This window comes from Sphingomicrobium sp. XHP0239 (genome assembly GCF_039555325.1).
GTDB lineage: Bacteria > Pseudomonadota > Alphaproteobacteria > Sphingomonadales > Sphingomonadaceae > Sphingomicrobium > Sphingomicrobium maritimum.
This window is the reverse complement of record NZ_CP154608.1, coordinates 1144630-1165859: the sequence shown is the minus strand read 5'-3', so window position 1 is coordinate 1165859 and position 21230 is coordinate 1144630. Positions and strand designations below refer to the sequence as shown.

Genomic DNA, 21230 nt, shown 5'->3' with positions numbered 1-21230 from the left:
AGGGGGTGAAGAAGCGCCGCGTTGGGGGCTCCGGCTGGGCCGGGCTACACGGGTCTTTCGTAGGGCTAGGGCGACTGGCGCGTGGAAAAATCGAGAAGAAAAGGAAGAAAAAAGCCAGCAAAAAGACTGATAAATTTAGAGGCTTCCTCACGATTGAGAAGGCGCGCCGCGCAGGTCTGTCAGTTTTTCAGTGGCGAGCGCAATCGAACAAGTTGGTGAAGGAGGCCGAAGAGCGCGTGAAGAAGGCGCGTGCGGCGCTTGAGAAACCCAGAAGCGATCTGCGCCTCGCCGAGCAAGCACGACAGGCAGCTCGAAAAGCTTCGACATTTCCGGATGATGAAGTTGTCGAGGAGCCGCGGAAGACGTGACCCTCCTCTATTCTTCCACCTTCGCCGATGCCCTCGGCAAGCTGAGTCATCAGGAGCAGAAGCAGGTCAAGATCACGACCTTCGATCTGATGACTGACCCAAAGGGCGGGGGGCTTAGTCTTGAGCGGATCAAGCGCGCCGGCGACGACAACCTCTGGTCCGCGCGGGTCAGCCGCGACCTTCGCATCATCCTGCGACGCGACGGCGAGGACAATCTGCTGGCGTACGTCGGACATCACGACGATGCGTACCGCTGGGCTGAACGGCGCAAAATCGTCCCGCACGAGCGGACCGGGGCGATGCAGATCGTCCAGCTTGTCGAGCGAACGGAGAATCCGACCAGCGTTGCCGACCAGCCTGTCGCCAGTCCTGAGTTCGCGACGGAGCAGCCGTTTTGGGCCCTGAGCGACGATCAGTTGCTCGATGTCGGCGTTCCGCGCGACTGGCTCGAAGCGGTGCGCGCGATGGCCGCGGCCGAAGTCGATGGGCTGTTCGACCGTCTGCCCGCCGAGGCCGCGGAGGCGCTTTATGATTTTGCGACAGGCGGAAAGCTGGAGGACCATGTCGTCGAGCCTGTGGATGCGGGCGAGAACCCGTTCGCACATCCCGACGCACAGCGCCGCTTCCGCGTGCTCGACAATATCGAGGAATTGCAGGCCGCGCTGGATGCGCCGTTCGAGAAATGGGCGGTCTTCCTCCATCCGGCGCAAAGGGACCTAGTCTCACGCCCGGTGACGGGACCGACGCGCGTCACGGGGTCTGCGGGGACGGGCAAAACCATCGTCGCGCTGCATCGCGCGGTTCATCTTGCGGAAGCGAATTCGGATGCCCGGGTCCTCGTAACGACCTTCACCAAAGATCTCGCCGCGTCCTTGTCCACGAAGCTCGATCTGCTCACGCAGTCGCGAACCGCGGTGAGGGAGCGCATGACGGTGCGAACGCTCGATCAGGCTGCCAGCGAACTCTACACCGGGTTGTGTGGTCATCCCAATCGCGCGACGCCCTCGCAAATCCGGGCGATGATCGGTGCTGCGAAGGATGCGGGCCTCGGTGGCGGTCTGACCGAGACCTTCCTTCTCGAGGAATGGACCGAGCTGGTGGACGCGTGGGGAGTCGTCGACGAGGAAAGCTATGCGGTGATTCCTCGCGTCGGTCGTCGCACTCGATTGGGCGCGGCCCAGCGTGAAGCGGCGTGGGGCGTCTTCGATTACGTGCGGGAGTGCCTCAGGAAACGCAATCTCGTGACCAATGCCATGATCTTCGGCCGCGTCACCGAATGGATAAAGGGGGGAGGTCGGTTGCCGTTCGACCATGTCGTGGTCGACGAGGCGCAGGACCTGACCGTGGCGCAGGTGCGCTTTCTGGCCCAGGCCGGGCAGGATCTTGGGGACGCGCTCTTCTTGGCGGGGGACATCGGGCAACGGATCTTCCGCTTACCGTTCAGTTGGGCGAAGCTCGGGCTCGACATTCGCGGACGCAGCCACTCGCTCAAGGTCAATTACCGCACATCCCACCAGATCAGGGCGATGGCAGACAGGCTTCTCCCGCCGTCGATCACCGACATGGACGGGGTGGAGGAAGGAAGGCGAGGCACCATGTCCGTCTTCGATGGACCCGAGCCGGACATTCGCCTTTTCGACGGCGTCGAGGACGAGGCGTTGGCCGTCGGCTCCTTCTTGAAGGCCTGTGTCCGCGACGACATCGCTCCCTCCGACATCGCGATCCTCGTGCGCAGTCGCGATCAGTTCGATCGGGCGCGTGCTGCTGCGAAAGAGGCAGGCTTCAACGGATACGACGACGGAGGCGTTCGCGTCGTCACGATGCACGAGGCCAAGGGGCGCGAATTCCCCGCGGTCGCAGTGATGGCTTGCGACGAGGATGTGATCCCCGACCCATCGCGTTTCGATGCAATTGGCGATGTTGGCGAATTGGAAGCCGCATTCGAAACCGAGCGACACCTACTCTACGTCGCCTGCACCCGCGCCCGCGATCAATTGCTGGTGACCGGCGTCGCGCCGGGAAGCGAGTTTCTGGACGACCTGCGGTCATTTCGCTGACTGTTGTCCAGCACTACCAGAGCGCCTAATTAGTTTGACGCCTCGATCAGTAGGAAGGGCGCTTCCTCCTCGGCTCTAGCCCTCTCGAGAAACGCGCGTCCATTCGCCGAGCGCTGGGCGAGAAGCTTGATCAGGTCGCTCGTCGCATCCGTTGCGTCGGCACGGTCTCGGAGGGCGGTGGCGATGTGGCGACGGTCGGCAAGCTGTCGCTGAAGTGCCTCGCGCCCCTCCGCCGACGTCGCGTCCCACTCCTGCCCGAGATGTTCGATCGCCCCGCGGGTGGCATTCGCATGGTCGACGAGCTCGTCATATTGCAGCATCGCGTCGTGCGAGGCGGCGATGGCGGCGGCCTTTTCGTCGGAAGCGAGCCTTGCCGCGATACGGGTGGCCTGGGCCAGCCCGTGCGCATCGAGAAGGGGAGACGCGGCAAGGACGTCGCCGTGCTGCGTCAGGCTCACCATTGCGCGTTCGTGGAAACGGTTGGCGAGCCGGTGCCCGCCATCAGCCACTCGCTCCAATTGCGCGGCGGGCGAGGACAGCGACCAGCTCTCTTCCCATTGCTGCGCGATCGTCTTGAGATCGACGAGATCCTGCGTGACTGTTGCCGAACGCAGATCCTCGACCGCGCTCAATATGGCGTCCTGCCCGGCCGCCAGCGCGTCGATCTTCGAATCGATCTTCCCGATCTTTCGTGACAAGGCCGCAAAGCCGAGGACGGAAACGCCTAGCGCTGCACCGGAGAGCGCGAGCCCGGTGACCTGCTGAGCAAGGACGAGTTCGACCGATTCCTTGATCTGCTGACCCTGTCGGTAGAGCATCATGTCGCCGCCCAGTTGTGCGGCAACCTCAGCGAATTTACCAATGCCGCCGAGCGGATTGGCGGATGCGAGGAATTTTGCGACCGCGCCCGTCTCTTGGAGATGGTAGGCGATCTGGCCCGAACTGGCGTGGCGAATGACCGACCCGAACAGCGACAGCTCTCCACTCTGCAGGCCGGCCTGTGCGGCGGCGGGAATGGCGCGCGTGACGATGTGTTCAATCATATTCGATCAGGACCCCTTGCGTTTTCGACCGTTCGATCGAGCATGTCGCCATACTGTCGCAACAATGAAGGCTGCTTTTCCGAGCCGGTGAGGAGATGTGCGACGATGGTGTCGCGCGTTGCTTCGACGAGACGGCGGCGCGCTTTGGCTGCCAGCGGATTGGCCCTGATGACGCCTGTCGCGAGAAGGCCCGATGCCACCGTCCCGCCCACGATGACGGCCGGCCAGCTGATTAAAGGGGCGACACCCAAGCCGAGGATGCCGGCGCTCGCGACCTTCGCAAGACTCGAGAGCGACGCGGTGACAGCGAGATCACCCGCGAGCGGCGCCGCAGCCGACGCAACGTCGCCGAGCGCTCGCAAGGTTTCCGCATCCAGATGATCGGCTCGTGAAGACTGCCATGCGAGCATCTCTTCGGCGAGCAAGCGCAGCTCCTCGTTCGCCTTGGCCACATGACGCTCCATCGTAGCCTTCGCGGCTGCGTCGATTTCTCTCACGACCCGTCGCTTGATGTAGCCGACCTGCTTCAGCAGGAGGGCGCGGTCCGGCAGGAAGGCAATCTCGGCGGTGATATCGGTAACGAGGTCGGCGGCAAGTTGCTGCAGCTCGAGCGCCGCTGCCTCGTATCGCCGCTCTCGCCATTCGTGCAGGCGGTTCGTCAGATGATGGCGTTGATGAAGCATACTCCCCCGGTCACTGACCTGATGGAAGCAGCACGGGGCGTCAAACGATTACGAGAATTCGCAGCATTTCTGGGTGGTCGGCGGCGACATTCTATGCGTTGTCGGCCTATGGCCGTGCGGATGCTGAACGATTAGGGCGAACGAATGATCGCTTCTCCTATGCCTGTTTCCCGAAAAGGCCAGGTCTTCACGCTGCTGGGGATTGGCCTTGTTTCGATCTTGTTGTGGCAGACCGCTATCGGGAGCCTGATCCTCTACCCTTTCACGATCCTCGCCACCTGGTTTCATGAAATGGGGCACGGGATTGCTGCCATGGTGACGGGCTCGCGCTTCGATCACCTCGTCATTTTTCCCGACGGCTCGGGGTATGCGCGGCTGTTGCGTCCTGCGGACGGCTGGTGAGTGACCGATGCGTTCATCGCGGCGAGCGGTCCCATAGGGCCGGCGCTGGCCGGATCGTTGCTCATCATCTCCTCCAGAAAGGCGACCGCATCGCGCGCGGGGCTGACCCTTCTTGGCGCCGCCTTGATCGTGACTACGGTCATCTGGGTGCGGTCGGTGACCGGCTGGCTCGTGCTGCCAGCATTGGGTGCCCTGATCCTCCTGTTGGCACGCCGCGGTACACCCAACGTCCAGCGCATGGCGGTGCAGTTGCTCGGCATCCAAGCCTGCATCAGCGCCTGGCAGCAGTTCGGCTATCTCTTCAGCGACGGAGGGAATGTCGGCGGGACGATGCATCAATCCGATACGGGCGCGATCGCCGACCAGTTGCTGCTGCCCTACTGGGTCTGGGGGACGCTGATCAGTTTGGCGATCCTCGCGTTGATGGCGTGGAGCTTCAAGGCGGTGTTTCGGCGTTGAGACGCGGGCGGTTTAGCTTCAGGCCATATCGCACGAGCGGTAAAAGTTACTGAGGATGCGCCCAGCAGAGCGCCAAGGAGTCGTCCGACTTTACCGGTCCGATGTGCGCTCCTAACGTTTCCGAATGGCTCTATGGTGGACTCTGGCGGCGCTCGCCGTTTTCTTCTTCTTTTTCGCTAGGCCGTTGCTGCAATCCGCATTGCACTGGTTCAAGGTCATCGTGCTCTCGACTGTTCTCGCGATCGTGGGGGGTATGCTGGCCGTTTCGTTTGTGCCCACCGGGGACGAGGATGGCTGGATTCCGTTCGTTGTAACGCTGTCGGTTTTCGCGCTCTCGTTTCTGATCATCGCACGCCTGCCGGTCCCGGCCGTCGAGGATCGGAAGGTCGTGGCGCCGGAGCTACCGCCCATTCCGAAACGACCGACCCCTTGGGCATTTTCACGCGATCCTTGGGACCGGTTGATCGCAGTGATGCCCGAAAGCGCCGCACGGATCAGCGTCGTGCGCGAGAGCATGAAGAGAGCTTCGCGGTGGTGCGAGGGGCGAAGCCTCGATCTCGGAGCGATGGAGGTGCAGCGGATGGCGAACCGGCATGTGCCGACTTTGATCCGCCAGGACCTCGCAGAAGCACGAGAAATGCCGGAGGAGCGGGGATCGCGACGGCTGACCGAGTTGATCGATCTTCTCGAGCGGGTTGCCGCCGATTGCGAACGGCGCGTGGCCGAAGCGTCGTCCCACGAGCCGGCGTCCAAAGACCGCCTTCGGCAGCATGTTGAGCGCTTCGCCTCGCGGCGGACGGATGATCCGTTCGCCTGAACGCGCCGGGGCGCACGTTAGATCAGCGCGGCTGCTGAGCCTCGGTGATTGCGGCGGTGAAACCGAAATGGTCGGACAGCCTTAAGCCCGCTCCGTTCGTAGCGGGCAGGACGCCCGATATATCGGCGCGAAGCTCATCGCCGACCACGAGGTGATCAATAGCGTGGGATCCGCAGCGTCTGTCAGTCCTTCGGTGGCAACCTTCCAATGGGGACCGAAGCAGCGCATCAAGGCTTCATGCACCTCCGCGGGCTGTCGGCGCCGGGGAAGTCGCTGGTTGAAGTCGCCGACTACGATCGTGCGGCCCGTCCGGTCGGCTAGGTATGGCTCAAGGCCTTTCAGAAACAGAAGATGCTCTTCCCACGGCCGTCGATCCCGGCGCCCCGTCCGCACGTGCGCGTCGCGCCAGGGAATGCACACCCCGATGACATGGACGGGGCCGAAAGCCGTATCGGTGGTGCCCGCAACGAACCTGCCCGGCGGAAGGGCGAGATCTTCGCCGCGGGTGACGTTGGACCAGGGTCGATTGGAGCCGAGGATAACCTTCCGCCGGTCGCCGTCTTGCTCATATCCATAGTCCACGCTGGCCTCGATGACGTGTTCGCTATCAAAAAAGGAGGAGTTGGCTTCAGTCAGGCATACGAGATCCGGAGACTCCTTGGAGAGGATGGCATTGATTGCCTTCCCCCTTTGAGATCGCGAGGTCGCCCATTCGACGTTCCAGTTCGCAATTACGAGCTTCGTCATGTTCAAAGCATGGCAGGCGAAGCATCGCGTGAGAACAGACGTCGAGCACTTTCTTAAGTGTTCAGGCTTGCATGGTTTAAGAGGCGCGCTCGGCTGCTAGCGTTGCCAAGGCCTCAGAAAGCGATCTTCGCGCCGCGCAACATGATCCGCTCGACAATGAATTTCCTTTGGTCTGCCGCGCTGATCAAACTGCGCGACCACTGTCCAACTCAACCTCGAAGCTTTTGCAGGCAAAGGCTTGGCTCAACACCTTTAGGACGAGCGGTACGCTGCCAGACGGTCGAAGCGGCGTCCGCCAAGGAAGGCTGAAGAGGGGAAAGGCGGATGTTAAGTCTGCTCGAACCTAAAAGAAGCGTGATTCTGTAAAGCCGATGCACGCCATTATGAGAGGTCTCCTCGATCTCGCGATGAGGGGCATCCGCTCACCTTATCCCCGCGAGGGGCTGGGGCTGCATATCCTGGCACCCCAGCCATTTTCCTTTCCAACGTTGAAAGATTGTTTCGTCGACAAACGTTTTGTTCAGATCGAGACCCACCGGTTAGGCCGGCATGTATCCTAATCTTTCTCGCCTTTTCCGACATTTCACACGTCTCGTCGTGCCCGTAACGGATAAGCGCAACTCCCCACCTCGTGAATCTTTGAGAGGGCAAGGGAGAGAGAAAATGACAATTTGCAAACGCGTGGCAGCCGCCCAGTTCGATCCGCCCAAGAAAGCGGAAATCCGGATTCCACAGCGACTGCGGGCACGCTGTCAGGTCGTGCGCGACAATCTACCCCGGTCGACCGACTGATCGGTCACAATTTGAAATGGGACGGAGCAATTCCGCCTCCCATCATGACTTTCAGCTCTTTGGCGGAGCACGCAGTAGCGCAAAAGTGAGGCGCTCCGTTCCGACCGATCAGATGCCCGCTTCGACCGCCGTCCGGACGAGGTCGGCACTGGTCCGCAGGTTGAGCTTCTCCATCACCAGACCGCGGTGCATTTTCACGGTCTTTTCCGACAGGCCGAGTTCGTAGGCGATCTGCTTGTTTCGAAGGCCCGAAGCAACCATCTGCATCACCTGGCGCTGGCGGGGTGAAAGCGTCTTCACCATTTCGGCGCTCTGGATGCGGCGCGATGTCGACGGTCCCGGCGAATTGTCCGACAATTCCACCTGAGACCCGAGGAAATATTCCAGCTCGTCGTCATCGTCGAAGATCGGGGCAACCACGACCGCGTTGCGGAAGGGTGTTCCGTCCTTCTTGTAGTTGAGAATCTCCACCAGCACGGGTTTCCGCTCGCGGACACCCTCGCGGATCGTTTCCGACAGCCAAGGTTCCGTTCCGGGGCCGGCCAGAAAGCGACAATTCCGGCCCAGTATCTCCTTGCGATCATACCCCGACAATTCGACGAACGCGTCATTACAGGCGACAATCGGATTGTCCTTGAGGCGCGGATCCGAGATGACCGAAGCGACGGGGCTGGATTCGATCAGCCGTGTCACGGATGCCGCCGGCGCAATTTTTTCGGGCGCGACGGTCGGAGAAGGCGTCGGACGCGGAGCGCCACCACTGGGATTCTGGTCGTTCACGGTATCAATATGGGTAATTCCTTACGCCTTGAAAAGACCCGGAGCGGGGCGGCGGCGGCCATGTCGGTACGAAGAGCGGATTTGACTTGGACGAAAGCCGCGTCATTACTTCGACGATGGCAGGGCCTCTTCAGGATCTGACGATCATCGAACTGGCGGGTATCGGGCCCGCTCCTTTCGCCGCGATGATGTTTGCCGACCACGGGGCGAGGATCATCCGCATCGAGCGCGCGGATCGGCTGAAGCTCCCCGAAGATCCGGTCGAACGCGGTCGCATCGATCTTCCTCTCGACCTCCGTCGCGAGGACGCCCGCGCGGCGCTGTTCGCACTGGTGAAGGACGCCGACGCCCTTATCGATCCGTATCGACCGGGACGGATCGAAGCGCTCGGCATCGGCCCCGCCGAGTTGCAGGCCATCAATCCCCGGCTCGCGATCGGTCGATTGACGGGCTACGGCCAGACCGGACCGCTGAGCCAGCAGGCGGGGCACGACATCAACTACCTCGCCATGTCGGGCTTGCTGCGGGGAATGGGGGCCAGGAACCACCCTCCGGTACCGCCGGCTAACCTGATCGCCGACTATGCGGGCGGCGCCATGATGCTGTGTTTCGGCATGCTCGCTTCGCTGCTGGAAGTGCGCGGGGGAGCGTCGAAGGGTCGGGTCATCGACGCCTCAATCACGGAAGGCACTGCACTCGTGGGCAGCATGCTGTTCGGTCTGTCGCAGATCGGTGAATGGTCTGGTGAGCCGGAGAGCAACCATCTGGACGGCGGCGCTCCCTTCTATCGCACGTACCGCTGTTCGGACGGTCAATATATCGCCGTGGGTGCGCTCGAACCGCAGTTTCGGCGGCAATTCCTGAAGACGCTCGGGCTGGAGTCCGACCCGTTGTTCGCGAACGACGATAAGTCGAGATGGTCCGAGCAGGCGGAGGTGATCGAGGAGCGCATCGGCGCGGAACCCTCGAGCCAATGGGAAAAAGCGTTTGCCGGCAAGGATGCCTGTGTCACGCTCGTTCCGGCCATCGACGAGATCGATCGTCATCCGCAGCATCGAGAGCGAGGGGCATTCGCACTGTTGGGGAAGGGGAGGGCGCCAGCACCTGTGCCGCGCTATGGAGAGCGTCCCGAACCGTTTGCGCGAAGCGCTGGTAAGGATGGCGCGCGCGAGGTGCTACGCGCTGCCGGGCTCGACGACGATCAGATCAGCGCGGCGCTGGGATCGTCCTCGCCGTCCGACTGAAGCGCATTCCATTCGTGCCTCCAGCGGTCGATCCAGGCGGGTAGATCGCGCGGTGCCAAAGGTCTGGCGATCCGGTATCCCTGCGCGATGTCGGCCCCCGCGGCCCGCAGCATGTGAAGCTGCGTATCGCTTTCCACGCCCTCGCCCGTCGCCCTGATCCCGAGATCGTGCGCCAGTCCGATGATCGAGCGGATGATCGCCCGGCTCTCGCGCGAGCGCACCGCATCGTTGGTGAAGAACCGATCGATCTTGAGCTCGGTGAAGGGCAGCTGGCGAAGGTGCATCAGGCTGGAATAGCCTGCACCGAAATCGTCGATCGCCAGCTCGATGCCCTTGATCCGAAAACGGGTCAGCGTGTCCATCAGCATGACGAGCGGCTGAGTCGCGCTCTCGGTCAGCTCGAGCACCAGCTTCTCGACCGGCAGCCCGTGCTCGGCGCACTTGCGCTCGACGAGATCCGGAAATCCCAGTTTCTTGAGGCTGATGGCGGAAATGTTGAAGGCAAGACCGGTATCGATCCCGGCATCGCGCCAGCTCTTCCATTGCGTGAAGGCCGCATCGAGACCCCAATGGGTCAGCGGGTCGATCAGACCGTGACGTTCGGCAAGCGGCACGAAGCGGGCCGGCGGAACGGCGCCATAGGTCTCGTCTTCCCAGCGCACGAGCGCCTCGACCCGGAGCAGCGCGCCGGTCGAAAGATCGATCTTGGGCTGATAGACGAGAGTCAGCCGGTCCTCGACGAGTGCCCGTTCGAAACCGCCGAGAAGGGTCTTGTCGTCGCTACCCACGACCGGGCTCACGCCGCCAGCCGTTCGCGCACGCTGTCGAACAAGGCTTCGAGCGCGTCCAGCCGGGCCGGCTTCGTAACAGGCCCGACCATGGTGAGACCCAGTTCCTCGCCCAATCGGAACGCCGTGTCGATGATGCGCTCATCGAAGCCGGAGATGATCATCACCGGCTGATCGGCATTTTCGCTGGCGAGAAAACGCAGCAATTCGATCCCATCCATCCCCGGCATGCCGAGATCGATCGCCACCATGTCGGGTCGCTGTGCGCCGAACCGCTCGCGAAAATCGCGGTGATCGACGGCAATTTCCGGCTCGAAACCGCTGATCCGCGCGGCATCGGCAAGAAAGCGCGCTAGCGCGGGCTCGTCGTCGATCAGGAGCAGCCGGGGCGGGCGTGCCGTCATTCGCTTCCTCTTGCTCGTGGTTAACGCATCGATAACCAACACTAGCGCGGAAGTCTCGGAGAGGAAACGTCTTTTTAACCTCGGGCACGATAGGGTGCAGCGACTGATAGGTTCCTGACAGGAGTATCGGATGCTGGGCTCGTTCATCCGCCGACGCCAAAACCGCCCTTTCGGGCAGGACAATCTCGCTTTTGAATCGACGATCTTCTCGTTGACGACCGAAGTCCCGCGCCCCGTCGAGCGCCGCATCGACGAGCGAGTGATGCCCATGTTGCGGGTCGCCAAATGCGTCGACCAGTCCGGCAAAGAACAGTTGGTCCGGGTCCGCAACCTGTCCGCGGGTGGGCTGATGGCCGAGGTGACCAATGCCTACGAAGTCGGCGACATCGTGAGCCTCGAGCTGAATTCGCAGATGATCCCGGGCAAGGTCGTCTGGACCCGTGAGGGCACGGCGGGCTTCAAGTTCGAACAGAACATCGATCTCGGCGAGATGCTTGCCGGTCGCAAGCCGCGCCACGGCTTTCGCCCGCGTCCGCCGCGACTGCACGTCGATTGCAAGGCCAATGTCCGGATCGGCAAGCTCTACTACACCGTCGACGTTCACGATATTTCGCTGGGCGGGATGAAGGTCGAACCGATCGAGGAATATTGCCTCGGCCAGAAGGTGGTGGTGGTCGTCGAAAGCCTGCGCCCGATCAAGGGCGAGATCCGCTGGTATTCGGATCGCCGCGCGGGGATCGTCTTCGATCGTCCGCTCGAATTCGAGGAACTGGCCGAATGGATGGCCAAGCGGCTCGAGCTGGCCAGTCTGAAAGCCAGCTACAGCTAGTCTTACCGGGCGCGCTGACCCTTTTCTGCCGCGTGGCGCATCCTATCTTGAGGGCAAGATAGGAGACCAATTGCCATGTCCACCCAAACTGCCATCCTCGCCAACGGTTGCTTCTGGTGCACCGAAGCGGTGTTCCTCGACGTGATCGGCGTTGAACGCGTCGAAAGCGGCTATATCGGCGGCGAAGTCGTCAATCCGACCTATCGCCAGGTCTGCGGCGGCGACACCGGCCACGCCGAGGCGGTGAAGGTGACGTTCGATCCCGATGTCATCTCGTACGAGGATTTGCTCGCGATTTTCTTCGCGACACACGACCCGACGCAGCTCAACCGACAGGGCAATGATATCGGGACGCAGTACCGCAGCGCCATCTTCCCACAGGACGACGAACAGCGCGCCGTCGCCGAACAAGCGATCGCGGCGGAGAACGAAAAGCTCGACGGACGCGTCGTGACGACCATCGAACCCGACGACACTTGGTATCCGGCCGAGGACTATCATCAGGACTATTATGCGCAGAATGGGCGCACCAACCCCTATTGCATGGCGATCATCGATCCCAAGCTGCGCAAGTTTCGCAAGAGCTTCGCGGAAAAGGTGAAGGACGGCGTGGGGGCCTAAGGCCTCTTCGGCGAATGTCGTCGTCGCTGAGGATCAGCGCGGAGTGGCAGCCCGTTTGAGCCGATCCCGGATCGCGGCCGACAGACCCTCGCCCTCAATAGGGGCGACGGCGATGCGCTCGGCATCGGCCTCGTCGGCTTCATGCAGCAGGGCGAACAGGCGCGATGCTGCGGTCACCGGGTCTGCTCCCAGATACAGATCGCCTCGTACATCGCCGTAGCCGATGAGAACTTCGTTCTCGGCGGCCTTGCACACATCGAGCCGGATCGGCTTTTGTGGCGCATAATGACTCGGCAATTGTCCGGGCGCTTCGATCGCATCACCGGACGCTTGCGTGGCGCCTTCCACGTCGATCGGGCCGGGGCGTAGCAACCGGAGCTTGTCGCCCGACACCGCCACGATGGTGCTCTCGATCCCGGCATCGGTCGATCCACCATCGAGGATCAGCCGGATGCGGCCCGCCAGGCTGTGCGCGACATGGCCCGCTTGGGTCGGGCTGATGCGCCCGCTGGCGTTGGCGCTCGGCGCCGCCAGCGGTTTGCCAAAGCGATGGAGCAACGCGCGCATCACCGGATGCGCGGGCACGCGGATCGCGATGGTCGGGAGGCCCGCGGTTACGACCTCAGAAATTTCCGTGTCTGGACGCCGCGGCAGGACAAGGGTCAACGGCCCCGGCCAGTGCGCATCCGCCAATTCCAATGCCTCGTCCGAGAACACAGCCAGCCGCCGCGCCGCCTCGATATCGAAAACGTGCGTGATGAGGGGATTGAAGTCGGGCCGCCCCTTCGCCTTGTAAATTCGCGCCACGGCCATGGAATCAGTCGCGTCTGCGGCGAGGCCGTAGACCGTCTCGGTCGGCACCGCGACCGGCGCGCCCTGTTCCAGCAAACGAACCGCACGTTCGATGCCGTCCTTGTCGGCGGGGCGGATTTCGGTCGGGAGTGGCGGGGCCATGATCGGCGCGCTATGCAGTCCGCAACCCGCTTTGTGAAGGATTTCGAATGTCATTCTCCGTTCCGGTCGCCACCCAGGCCCGCATTCTGCGCGATGTCGTTCGCCTTCCCGAGCTCGCCAAGAGCGATCGGTTCGAGGGTGCGGACGCCGACACGGTCGAGGCGATCCTGGAGGGTGCGGCGCAGTTTGCGGTCGGTGAGTTCCTGCCGTTGCGCGAGAAAGGCGATACGGTCGGCGCGAAGCTCGACGACGGTGTGGTCACGATGCCGGAGGGCTTTCGCGAAGCCTATCAGCAATTCGTCGAAGGGGGGTGGATGACCCTGTCGGCGCCCGAGGAATATGGCGGTCAGTCAATGCCGCTGTCGTTGTCGGCGGCGCTGATGGAAAATCTGAACGCCACCAACATCGCTTTCGCGCTGTGTCCGATGCTCAGCCTGGGGGCGATCGAGGCGCTGGAAGCCTATGGATCGGACACGCTGAAGGATACCTACCTCGCACCTATCGTGTCGGGCGAATGGCCCGCGACGATGAACCTGACCGAGCCGCAGGCGGGGAGCGACGTCGGGGCGCTGACCACCAAGGCGATACCGGACGGCGAAGGCAACTGGCTGATTTCGGGTCAGAAAATCTACATCACTTATGGCGAGCACGACCTTGCCGACAATATCATCCACCTGGTGCTCGCCCGCACGCCCGACGCGCCGCAGGGCACGCGCGGCATCTCGTTGTTCCTGGTGCCCAAGGTGCTGCCCGACGGTACGCGCAACGACGTCGTCTGCACAAAGCTGGAAGAAAAGATGGGCATCCACGCCTCGCCCACCTGCATCATGCAATATGGGGACGAGGGCGGCGCGAAGGGCTGGATGATCGGACCCGAGCATGGCGGAATGAAGGCCATGTTCGTGATGATGAACAATGCGCGCGTGAACGTCGGCCTCCAGGGCGTCGGCATCGCCGAGGCCGCGACGCAGAAAGCGGTCGCCTATGCCGCGGAACGCAAGCAGGGTGCCCGGGCGGGGGCGGCCAGCGCCATCGCCGAACATCCCGACGTGCGCCGGATGCTGATGCGGATGCGGGCGCTGACCGATGCGGCACGCGCGCTTTGCTATTACACCTTCGGCTGTCTCGACTGGGGCGCAGCGGGCGACAAGCAGATGCGGATGCGCGGCGACGTCCTGACCCCGATGGCGAAGGCCTGGTCGACCGATGTCGGATGCGAGGTCGCCAGCCTCGGCATCCAGGTGCATGGCGGCATGGGCTATGTCGAGGAAACGGGTGCGGCACAGTTCCTGCGCGATGCACGGATCGCGCCGATCTACGAAGGTACCAACGGCATCCAGGCAGCGGATCTGGTCGGGCGCAAGCTGGACATGGACGGCGGGCTCGCCTTCGACGGGCTGGTCGCCGACATACGCGCCGATACCGAGGACGAGCGGATGCGGGCGCTGACCGACGCGGTGGACCAGACGGCGGCGATGCTGCGTGGCGCCGAGCCGGACAACCGGCTGGCGGGCGCGACTCCGTTCCTGGAAATGTGTTCGGTGATGGTCGGAGGCTGGCTGCTCGAGAAACTGGCGCACGCGTCCGATGCCGACGAGCGGACGAAGGCGGCGAGCGCCTTCTTTAATGCGACCGTCGTGCCCGAAGCGTTCGGGCTGGGCGCATCGGCGGGGGCGGGGGCGGACCTGCTCTATGCGGTCGAGGCCGACGCGCTGGGTTGATCAGGCGCCGGTGAGGAGGTCGTCGGCGTCAATGCCGAGGCGGTCCATCCGGTCGCGGATCTCCGGCCATTCCTTCTTGAGGAAGCGTTCGCGTTCGCCGGCCCGCAGCCTGTCACGAGCGCCTTTGGCGACGAACATGCCGACGCCGCGTTTGACGGTGACCAGTCCATCGTCCTGAAAACCCTGATACGCCTTCGCCACGGTCAGCGGATTGGCACCCATCTCCCCCGCAAGCACGCGCACCGAGGGAAGCGCATCGCCATCGCCGTACTGGCCGACGAGAATGGCGTTGCCGATTTCTTCGCGGATACGGACGTAGACGGGTTTTTCCGGGGTCTTGGCGAGCGTCATGCTGGCTTAATACAGCAGCGCAGATAAAGTTGCAATCGCGACCGGTTGCAGGCGGACGCCTTTACGAGGGCCAGCGGGAGACGATCGCGTCCATCGCCGGTCGATCGCGTTCGGTCAGCGGTTCGCCGGGCGAGCCGATGTAGAAGAAGCCCGCGATCCGCTCCCCACCACGACACAGGGCATCGACGACCGCGGGGGCGTAGCTTTGCGCGCCGGTGATCCAGCCGCCGACGAAACCGTGAGCGTGGACAGCGTGAAGGAGATTCATGCCCACCGCCCCGACGGTGAGTTCCTGTTCCCACACGGGGATCTTGTGCCGTTCGATCGGGGCGGCGATCAGTGCGACGAGCGTCGGCGCCCATTGCGCCTTGTCGCGGAATTTCTGCCGCTTCAACGGCGTGCAATCGGGATCTTCCGCGGAACAGGCGGTCTCGAACAGGTCGGCCAGCGCCTCGCGATCCTCGATCAATAGGAAGCGATAGGGGACGAGAGCGCCATGATCGGGCGTGCGCGCCGCGAGTTGCAGGATCTCGCCAAGCTGCGCTGCATCGGGTCCGGGCGCCACGATATCGCGCGGGCGGGCCGAGCGGCGGGTCTCTAGATGGGCCAACAGCGAGGAGGTGTCGTTCGTTTCCATCGCGCCCGTGTCTCTCGCGCCACAGCTTTCGTCAACAAATGCTTCACAGACCGAAACGAAACGCTAGTGTGCCGCGCGTATGACATTTCGATGGCGACGGGCGATGAACCCGCCCCGCCGTCCACTGGGAGGGACCTTAGTGACCGATTTGAAACCGATTTCCGCATGGGCGGAGGGCGACTGGATTGTCGTCATCGCCGCCATCGTATTGTTCGCCTTCCTTGCGGTCGGCCTCGCGGTCATCACGCGGCCCAAGCAGGAAGTGCTGGGCCATCCCAAGGGCCTGTTCGTCCTGTTCTTCGCCGAAATGTGGGAGCGCTTCTCCTACTACGGGATGCGCGCTCTGCTCATCCTCTATCTCGTTCGCCACTGGATGTATTCCGATGGCAGCGCGAACCTTATCTACGGGGCCTATACCAGCCTCGTGTACATCACCCCGGTGCTCGGCGGCTGGCTGGCCGACAAGTATCTGGGTCAGCGCAAGGCGGTCGCGTTCGGCGCGGTCCTCCTCACTTTCGGCCATTTCTTCATGGCGTTCGAAGGTGACGGGTCGGGCTACCAGAACGATCCCACGCTCAACATCTTCTGGCTCGCACTGGCGTTCATCATCGTCGGTTCGGGCTTCCTCAAGGCGAACATCTCGGTGATCGTCGGCCAGCTCTATCCGCGCACCGACATCCGCCGCGACAGCGCCTACACCATCTTCTACATGGGGATTAACCTCGGCGCCGCGGCGGGCACGATCATCGCCGGCTATCTCGGCGAGACCATCGGCTGGGCCTACGGCTTCGGCGCGGCGGGCATCGGGATGCTGCTCGGCCTCGTGGTGTTCGTCCTCGGCAAGCCGCTTCTCATGGGCCAGGGCGAAAGCCCGGTTCCGGCCAAGCTGAAGCAGAAGGTCGCGGGGATGAACTTCGAGTGGCTGCTCTACGGGGTCGGCCTGCTCGGCGTGCTCGTCATCTGGGCGCTCATCCAGTTCCAGGCAGCGGTCGGGTGGATCCTGCTCGTTTCGGGCATTTTGCTGCTCGGCTACGTCCTGCAGCAGGCGCTCTATCGCTTGGGCGATGAAAGCGGTCGGATCAGCGACGGCTCGACCCGTCCGATCTTCATGGCGGGCGTACTCGTGCTGCTCGGAACCGCGGCCTACATGATCGCCACGCAAGGGGGCGACACCATCGCCGCCATCGGTGCGTTGGTGGGTCTCGGCCTCGTGATCGCGGCGTGCGTGATCGAAGGTCGCAAGTACAGCAACCATGCCCGTGACCGCGTCTTCGCGATGATCTTCTTCATCCTGCTGATGCCGGTGTTCTGGGGCCTGTTCGAACAGGCGGGCGGTTCGGTGAACCTGTTCACCGATCGTTTCGTCGATCGCGCGGGCGTTCCGACCTCGCTGTTCCAGTCGATCAACCCCATTTACATCATCCTGCTCGGCCCAATTTTCGCGGCGCTATGGCAGTGGATGGGTCGCAAGGGCATCGAACCCTCGACGCCCGCCAAGATGGGGCTGGGCATCGTCCAGATGGGTCTGGCGTTCGTCGTGCTGGTCTGGGGCGCGAACAATGCGGGCGACGCACTGGTCCCCGTGCTGTTCATCTTCCTCTTCTACCTGCTGTCGACGACCGGCGAATTGTGCCTGTCGCCTGTCGGGCTGTCGGCGATGAACCGGCTGTCGGTTCGCCACATGGCGAGCTTGATGATGGCGGCGTTCTTCTTCGGGACGGCTGGCGGCAACTATGTCGCAGGCTTCCTCGGCTCGCTGATGGGCGAGGGCGAGGGTGGCGACATCACGCGGGAAAGCGCGCTCGGTGTCTACTGGACGATGGGCCTGACCGCGATCGGGATCGGCGTGTTCGTCATGCTGGTCAGCAGCCTCGTCAAGAAGCTGATGCACCTCGAGACGCTGCGCGACGACGATGTCGGCGACGACCTGGAAGGGCAGGCGCAGGCCGGGCTCGAGAACCAGGAAGCGGGTCTGCATCCGGCGACCAATCCGCCGGGTCCGGGGGACGAACCCGGGCGCAATATCTGACGGGTCGCGACCCATCGGAAACACGAAGGGCGGGAGCTGCGGCTTCCGCCCTTTTCTTTTGTCCCGCCGCGATTACGGTGAGCGGCGACATTCCTGACGGGGGCTCCCAGATGACTCGCTTGCACACCACCACTTTGCTCGTCGCGACGCTTGCCGCCGGGCTCGGCGCCTGCGCGACGACCGGCAACGAAGACGCCAAGGCACCGCCGACCTTCTTCGACCGCAATCCCTATCCCTCGACCTACCAGGCCTATCCCTCGGTTCCGACGCTCATCACGGGGGCGACCATCTACGATGGGGTCGGCGGGCAGATCGACAATGGCGCGATCCTCCTGGAAAGCGGGATCGTCAGCGCGATCGGCGCGGCGGGCAGCGTCGGCGCGCCCGAGGGTGCGCGGGTGATCGACGGCAGCGGCATGTACCTCACCCCCGGCATCATCGACGTGCACAGCCACCTCGGCAATTATCCCTCGCCCTCGACCCAGAGCCACTCGGATGGGAACGAGGCGGTCGATCCCAACACCGCGTACGTCTGGACGGAACATAGCGTGTGGCCGCAGGATCCGGGTTTCTCGCGCGCGCTGGCGAATGGCGGAATTACCTCGCTGCAGATCCTGCCGGGCAGCGCCAACCTGTTCGGCGGACGGTCGGTCATTCTCAAGAACGTGCCGGGGCGCAGCGTGATGGACATGAAGTTCCCGGGAGCGACCTATGGCCTCAAGATGGCGTGCGGAGAGAACCCCAAGCGCGTCTATGGCGAGAGCGGCGGCCCGGCGACGCGGATGGGCAACGTCGCCGTCACCCGCGCGCAGTGGATCGAGGCGCGAGAGTATGACGCCGAATGGGACGAATATGAGGAAAACGGCGGCGACGAGCCGAGCCGCGATCTGACGATGGATACGCTGCGCGGCGTGCTGGACGGCGATATCCGGATTCACAACCATTGCTACCGCGCCGACGAGATGGCGATCATGCTGCAGATGAGCGAGGAGTTCGGGTACGAGATCGCGACCTTCGAGCATGCGGTCGAAGCCTACAAGATCGCCGACCTTCTGCGCGACCAGGGGACCTGCGCGTCGATGTGGGCGGACTGGTACGGGTTCAAGATGGAAAGCTATGACGCGATCCTCGAAAACGTGCCGTACGTGCACGCCGCGGGTGCGTGCGCGATCGTTCATTCGGACGATCCGGACGGCATCCAGCGGTTGCAGCAGGAAGCCGCCAAGGCGCTGGCCGCGGGCCGCCGCCAGGGCATTCAGATCAGCGAGGCCGAGGCGTGGCAGTGGCTGTCCGCCAACCCCGCCAAGTCGCTGCGCATCTTCGACCAGACCGGCAGCCTCGAACCCGGCAAGATGGCCGACGTCGTCCTGTGGAACGGCAATCCCTACAGCATCTACTCGCGCCCGACGAAGGTGTGGATCGACGGCGCGCTGATGTTCGACGCGCAGGACCCGAGCCGCCGCCCGGTGAGCGATTTCGAACTCGGCCAGCCCGGTGAAGGAGACGTCAAATGATCCGTTTCGCGCTCGCATCCTTGCTCGCCTTCGCCGCCTCGCCCGCGTTGGCCCAGCCGGTCGCCTTCACCGGCGGCAAAGTGGTGGTCGGCGACGGCTCGGCGCCGATCGAAGGCGGCACCGTCATCGTCGACAATGGCCGCATCGTCGCGGCGGGCCCGGCGGGCAGCGTGGCTGTGCCGGCGGGGGCGACCACCGTCGATGCGACCGGCAAGTGGGTGACGCCGGGACTGGTCGCGGGATTCAGCCGCATCGGGCTGGCCGAAGTCGACGGCGGTGCCGGCGGCGCGAACGACGTCAGCGCGGGCGGTTCGCCCTACAGCGCGGCGATCGATGTCGTCTGGTCGATCAATCCGATGTCCGAGCCGATCGCGGTGAGCCGCGCCGACGGCGTGACCCGCGCGATCGTCGCACCGGGTCCCGAACAAAGCATCTTCGCGGGGCAGGGAGCGGTCATCGACACCGCCAAGGATTACGACCCCGTCACACGGCCACGCGCCTTCCAGCTCGTCTATCTGGGCGAGGGCGGCGCGGGGCTGGCGGGCGGATCGCGCTCAGCCAGCGCGCTCGAACTGCGCGACGCGCTTCTGGAAGCACGCGACGGGCGACGCGAGGGCGACCGGCCCGACGGCGATTTCCTGCTCGAAGCCGATATCGAGGCGCTGCGCCCCGTTCTACGCGGCGAAGTGCCGATGCTGGTCGCGGTTCACCGCGCGCAGGATATCGTCAACCTGCTGCGGCTGCGCGAGGACTTTCCGCGGCTCGACCTCGTCCTGATGGGGGCGGCCGAAGGATGGATGGTGGCCGACCGGATCGCAGCGGCGGGCGTGCCGGTGATCGCCGAACCCACGCTCAACCGTCCCGGCAGTTTCGAGATGCTGGCCTCGACCCAGTCCAACATCGGGCGACTGCGCGCGGCGGGGGTCGATGTCGGGGTGGCGGTGCTGTCCGACTTCCTCAACCGCAACGCGCGCAACGGCCGTCAGCTGGCGGGCAATCTGGTCGCCTTGCAGCGGCTGCCGGGTCACGTCGGGGTCGAATGGGACGATGCGTTCGCGATGATCTCCTCCCGACCCGCGGCGATGATGGGGATGGACGGCGAGATCGGATCACTCCGCGCCGGGCGACGAGCCGACGTCGTGCTGTGGTCGGGCGATCCGCTCGAACTGGGCAGCGCGGCGGAGCGGGTGTGGATCGACGGGGTGGAGCAGGACCTGACGACGCGCCAGTCGCGGCTCGCGCGGCGCTATCGAACGATCCAGCGGCAGAGCCTTCCGCCCGCCTATCGCCGATGAACGCGCTCGGGTGGCTCGCCTTCTGGTCGGTCGCGTTCGCCGCGACCCATCTGGCGATGAGCCATCCACTGCGCACGCCGATGGTACGGATGCTGGGCGAGAAGGGGTTCTCGGCCGTCTATTCGATCGTCAGCCTCGTTACGCTTGTGATGGCGGCGCGAAGCTACGGGCCTGCGCAGATCGATGCCGCATGGCTGTGGGGCGTGTCGGTACCGATGTGGGGTGTGGGCAGCCTGTTGATGTGGATCGGGTCGATCGCGTTCGTGGGCAGCTTGGTGAAGAACCCGGCGTTGCCGCATCCCGATGCCGACGCCTATGCGGCCCGTCCCGCGACCGGCGTCTTCGCGACGACGCGGCATCCGATGATGTGGGGTTTCGCGCTGTGGGGAGTGACGCACATCCTCGTCAATCCGACTTGGCCGAGCATCGTGCTGAGCCTGGCGATCATCGTGACCGCGCTGGGCGGCGCGTGGGGGCAGGATATCAAGAAGCGCCGGTTGATGGGCGAGAGCTGGAGCGAATGGGAGGCGAACACGTCCTACTTTCCCTTCGCGCGCGGTTTTCACGCGCCCGGGATGTTCGCGCTGATCGGCGGCACGATCCTGTTCTTCGTGGCGACCTACGCCCACGGCTGGCTCGGCCGCGCGCCGGTGGGGTTGTGGACGTGGTTCTAGCGGGCGGTTAGACGCCGTTGT

At 63.9% G+C, this 21230-nt stretch carries 22 protein-coding genes and 1 pseudogene; 14 read left to right on the top strand and 9 right to left on the bottom strand.

All coding sequences use genetic code 11. From position 1 onward, the window contains the following. Positions 1–5 precede the first annotated feature (5 nt). Both WJT74_RS05910 and WJT74_RS05905 read left to right on the top strand, forming a co-directional pair. Entirely contained in the window at positions 6–368 is a 363-nt protein-coding gene (locus tag WJT74_RS05910) for a hypothetical protein (RefSeq protein WP_343347983.1), read from the top strand. Then, positions 365–2425, top strand: a complete 2061-nt coding sequence (locus WJT74_RS05905; RefSeq protein ID WP_343347982.1) for a 3'-5' exonuclease — start codon at positions 365–367, stop codon at positions 2423–2425. Before WJT74_RS05910 ends, WJT74_RS05905 begins: the two co-directional genes overlap by 4 nt. A 29-nt stretch (positions 2426–2454) precedes the next feature. Here the strand turns inward: WJT74_RS05905 and WJT74_RS05900 are convergent, their stop codons facing one another. Together WJT74_RS05900 and WJT74_RS05895 are read right to left on the bottom strand one after the other, a co-directional pair. Next, complete coding sequence (locus WJT74_RS05900; RefSeq protein ID WP_343347980.1) at positions 2455–3468, bottom strand: hypothetical protein; 1014 nt, start codon at positions 3466–3468, stop codon at positions 2455–2457. Then, complete coding sequence (locus WJT74_RS05895; protein WP_343347979.1) at positions 3465–3920, bottom strand: hypothetical protein; 456 nt, start codon at positions 3918–3920, stop codon at positions 3465–3467. The genes WJT74_RS05900 and WJT74_RS05895 overlap by 4 nt, the downstream gene beginning before the upstream one ends. Here WJT74_RS05895 and WJT74_RS05890 point away from each other — a divergent pair, their 5' ends adjacent. From WJT74_RS05890 to WJT74_RS05880, 3 genes and pseudogenes are all read left to right on the top strand, one after another. After that, positions 3921–4286 carry a hypothetical protein gene (locus WJT74_RS05890; protein WP_343347976.1) on the top strand — a complete coding sequence of 122 codons (366 nt, stop codon included), beginning with the start codon at positions 3921–3923 and terminating at the stop codon, positions 4284–4286. Positions 4287–4295: 9 nt separating this feature from the next. After that, a pseudogene (locus WJT74_RS05885) lies at positions 4296–5012 on the top strand (M50 family metallopeptidase). Between the two features lie 124 nt (positions 5013–5136). Then, positions 5137–5829: a hypothetical protein gene (locus WJT74_RS05880; RefSeq protein ID WP_343347974.1), complete on the top strand. Its 693-nt coding sequence runs from the start codon at positions 5137–5139 to the stop codon at positions 5827–5829. An 81-nt stretch (positions 5830–5910) separates the two neighbouring features. Here WJT74_RS05880 and WJT74_RS05875 read toward each other — a convergent pair whose 3' ends face one another. After that, a complete protein-coding gene (locus tag WJT74_RS05875; RefSeq protein ID WP_343347973.1) occupies positions 5911–6576 on the bottom strand; it encodes an endonuclease/exonuclease/phosphatase family protein in 666 nt (221 codons plus the stop codon). A 663-nt stretch (positions 6577–7239) separates the two neighbouring features. Between WJT74_RS05875 and WJT74_RS05870 the strand changes: the two genes are divergently transcribed. Next, positions 7240–7368 carry a hypothetical protein gene (locus WJT74_RS05870; RefSeq protein WP_343347971.1) on the top strand — a complete coding sequence of 43 codons (129 nt, stop codon included), beginning with the start codon at positions 7240–7242 and terminating at the stop codon, positions 7366–7368. 108 nt (positions 7369–7476) lie between these two features. On the opposite strand, the gene WJT74_RS05865 is transcribed toward WJT74_RS05870, so the two are convergent. Then, positions 7477–8061, bottom strand: coding sequence for a LuxR C-terminal-related transcriptional regulator (locus tag WJT74_RS05865; RefSeq protein ID WP_343347969.1), 585 nt, complete (start codon positions 8059–8061; stop codon positions 7477–7479). A gap of 173 nt (positions 8062–8234) precedes the next feature. Here WJT74_RS05865 and WJT74_RS05860 point away from each other — a divergent pair, with 173 nt between their 5' ends. Continuing rightward, a complete protein-coding gene (locus WJT74_RS05860) occupies positions 8235–9392 on the top strand; it encodes a CaiB/BaiF CoA transferase family protein (protein ID WP_343347966.1) in 1158 nt (385 codons plus the stop codon). Here WJT74_RS05860 and WJT74_RS05855 read toward each other — a convergent pair. Both WJT74_RS05855 and WJT74_RS05850 read right to left on the bottom strand, forming a co-directional pair. Continuing rightward, complete coding sequence (locus WJT74_RS05855) at positions 9350–10192, bottom strand: EAL domain-containing protein (RefSeq protein WP_343347964.1); 843 nt, start codon at positions 10190–10192, stop codon at positions 9350–9352. The two genes, WJT74_RS05860 and WJT74_RS05855, sit on opposite strands and share 43 nt — an antisense overlap. Beyond that, entirely contained in the window at positions 10189–10584 is a 396-nt protein-coding gene (locus WJT74_RS05850) for a response regulator transcription factor (RefSeq protein WP_343347962.1), read from the bottom strand. Before WJT74_RS05850 ends, WJT74_RS05855 begins: the two co-directional genes overlap by 4 nt. A 130-nt stretch (positions 10585–10714) precedes the next feature. Between WJT74_RS05850 and WJT74_RS05845 the strand changes: the two genes are divergently transcribed. Both WJT74_RS05845 and msrA read left to right on the top strand, forming a co-directional pair. Next, the gene (locus tag WJT74_RS05845) at positions 10715–11413 is read left to right on the top strand and encodes a PilZ domain-containing protein (protein WP_343347960.1); all 699 of its coding nucleotides are present in this window, start codon (positions 10715–10717) and stop codon (positions 11411–11413) included. Between the two features lie 75 nt (positions 11414–11488). Further along, the gene (gene msrA / locus WJT74_RS05840; protein WP_343347957.1) at positions 11489–12034 is read left to right on the top strand and encodes a peptide-methionine (S)-S-oxide reductase MsrA; all 546 of its coding nucleotides are present in this window, start codon (positions 11489–11491) and stop codon (positions 12032–12034) included. 33 nt (positions 12035–12067) lie between these two features. Here msrA and WJT74_RS05835 read toward each other — a convergent pair whose 3' ends face one another. Then, complete coding sequence (locus WJT74_RS05835) at positions 12068–12988, bottom strand: L-threonylcarbamoyladenylate synthase (protein ID WP_343347955.1); 921 nt, start codon at positions 12986–12988, stop codon at positions 12068–12070. 47 nt (positions 12989–13035) lie between these two features. Between WJT74_RS05835 and WJT74_RS05830 the strand changes: the two genes are divergently transcribed. Beyond that, positions 13036–14709, top strand: coding sequence for an acyl-CoA dehydrogenase (locus WJT74_RS05830; protein WP_343347953.1), 1674 nt, complete (start codon positions 13036–13038; stop codon positions 14707–14709). On the opposite strand, the gene WJT74_RS05825 is transcribed toward WJT74_RS05830, so the two are convergent. Together WJT74_RS05825 and WJT74_RS05820 are read right to left on the bottom strand one after the other, a co-directional pair. Continuing rightward, on the bottom strand, positions 14710–15060 hold the full coding sequence (locus WJT74_RS05825; RefSeq protein WP_343347951.1) for a GntR family transcriptional regulator: 351 nt from the start codon (positions 15058–15060) through the stop codon (positions 14710–14712). Positions 15061–15121: 61 nt separating this feature from the next. Next, positions 15122–15697, bottom strand: a complete 576-nt coding sequence (locus WJT74_RS05820) for a nitroreductase family protein (RefSeq protein ID WP_343347949.1) — start codon at positions 15695–15697, stop codon at positions 15122–15124. A 148-nt stretch (positions 15698–15845) separates the two neighbouring features. Between WJT74_RS05820 and WJT74_RS05815 the strand changes: the two genes are divergently transcribed. From WJT74_RS05815 to WJT74_RS05800, 4 genes are all read left to right on the top strand, one after another. After that, positions 15846–17726: a peptide MFS transporter gene (locus WJT74_RS05815; RefSeq protein ID WP_343348109.1), complete on the top strand. Its 1881-nt coding sequence runs from the start codon at positions 15846–15848 to the stop codon at positions 17724–17726. Between the two features lie 110 nt (positions 17727–17836). Next, positions 17837–19240, top strand: a complete 1404-nt coding sequence (locus WJT74_RS05810; protein WP_343347946.1) for an amidohydrolase — start codon at positions 17837–17839, stop codon at positions 19238–19240. Further along, complete coding sequence (locus WJT74_RS05805) at positions 19237–20535, top strand: amidohydrolase family protein (RefSeq protein ID WP_343347943.1); 1299 nt, start codon at positions 19237–19239, stop codon at positions 20533–20535. Before WJT74_RS05810 ends, WJT74_RS05805 begins: the two co-directional genes overlap by 4 nt. Continuing rightward, positions 20532–21209, top strand: coding sequence for an NnrU family protein (locus tag WJT74_RS05800; protein ID WP_343347940.1), 678 nt, complete (start codon positions 20532–20534; stop codon positions 21207–21209). Before WJT74_RS05805 ends, WJT74_RS05800 begins: the two co-directional genes overlap by 4 nt. Positions 21210–21230 lie beyond the last annotated feature (21 nt).

Excerpts from the sequence above, each read along its gene's own strand:
- WJT74_RS05800 (WP_343347940.1), top strand. The coding sequence starts at position 20,532 with ATGAACGCGCTCGGGTGGCTCGCCTTCTGGTCGGTCGCGTTCGCCGCG.
- WJT74_RS05825 (WP_343347951.1), bottom strand. The coding sequence starts at position 15,060 with ATGACGCTCGCCAAGACCCCGGAAAAACCCGTCTACGTCCGTATCCGC.
- WJT74_RS05830 (WP_343347953.1), top strand. The coding sequence starts at position 13,036 with ATGTCATTCTCCGTTCCGGTCGCCACCCAGGCCCGCATTCTGCGCGAT.
- WJT74_RS05880 (WP_343347974.1), top strand. The coding sequence starts at position 5,137 with ATGGCTCTATGGTGGACTCTGGCGGCGCTCGCCGTTTTCTTCTTCTTT.
- msrA (WP_343347957.1), top strand. The coding sequence starts at position 11,489 with ATGTCCACCCAAACTGCCATCCTCGCCAACGGTTGCTTCTGGTGCACC.
- WJT74_RS05900 (WP_343347980.1), bottom strand. The coding sequence starts at position 3,468 with ATGATTGAACACATCGTCACGCGCGCCATTCCCGCCGCCGCACAGGCC.
- WJT74_RS05845 (WP_343347960.1), top strand. The coding sequence starts at position 10,715 with ATGCTGGGCTCGTTCATCCGCCGACGCCAAAACCGCCCTTTCGGGCAG.
- WJT74_RS05835 (WP_343347955.1), bottom strand. The coding sequence starts at position 12,988 with ATGGCCCCGCCACTCCCGACCGAAATCCGCCCCGCCGACAAGGACGGC.
- WJT74_RS05890 (WP_343347976.1), top strand. The coding sequence starts at position 3,921 with ATGACGCTCCATCGTAGCCTTCGCGGCTGCGTCGATTTCTCTCACGAC.
- WJT74_RS05805 (WP_343347943.1), top strand. The coding sequence starts at position 19,237 with ATGATCCGTTTCGCGCTCGCATCCTTGCTCGCCTTCGCCGCCTCGCCC.
- WJT74_RS05875 (WP_343347973.1), bottom strand. The coding sequence starts at position 6,576 with ATGACGAAGCTCGTAATTGCGAACTGGAACGTCGAATGGGCGACCTCG.
- WJT74_RS05870 (WP_343347971.1), top strand. The coding sequence starts at position 7,240 with ATGACAATTTGCAAACGCGTGGCAGCCGCCCAGTTCGATCCGCCCAAG.
- WJT74_RS05820 (WP_343347949.1), bottom strand. The coding sequence starts at position 15,697 with ATGGAAACGAACGACACCTCCTCGCTGTTGGCCCATCTAGAGACCCGC.
- WJT74_RS05850 (WP_343347962.1), bottom strand. The coding sequence starts at position 10,584 with ATGACGGCACGCCCGCCCCGGCTGCTCCTGATCGACGACGAGCCCGCG.
- WJT74_RS05810 (WP_343347946.1), top strand. The coding sequence starts at position 17,837 with ATGACTCGCTTGCACACCACCACTTTGCTCGTCGCGACGCTTGCCGCC.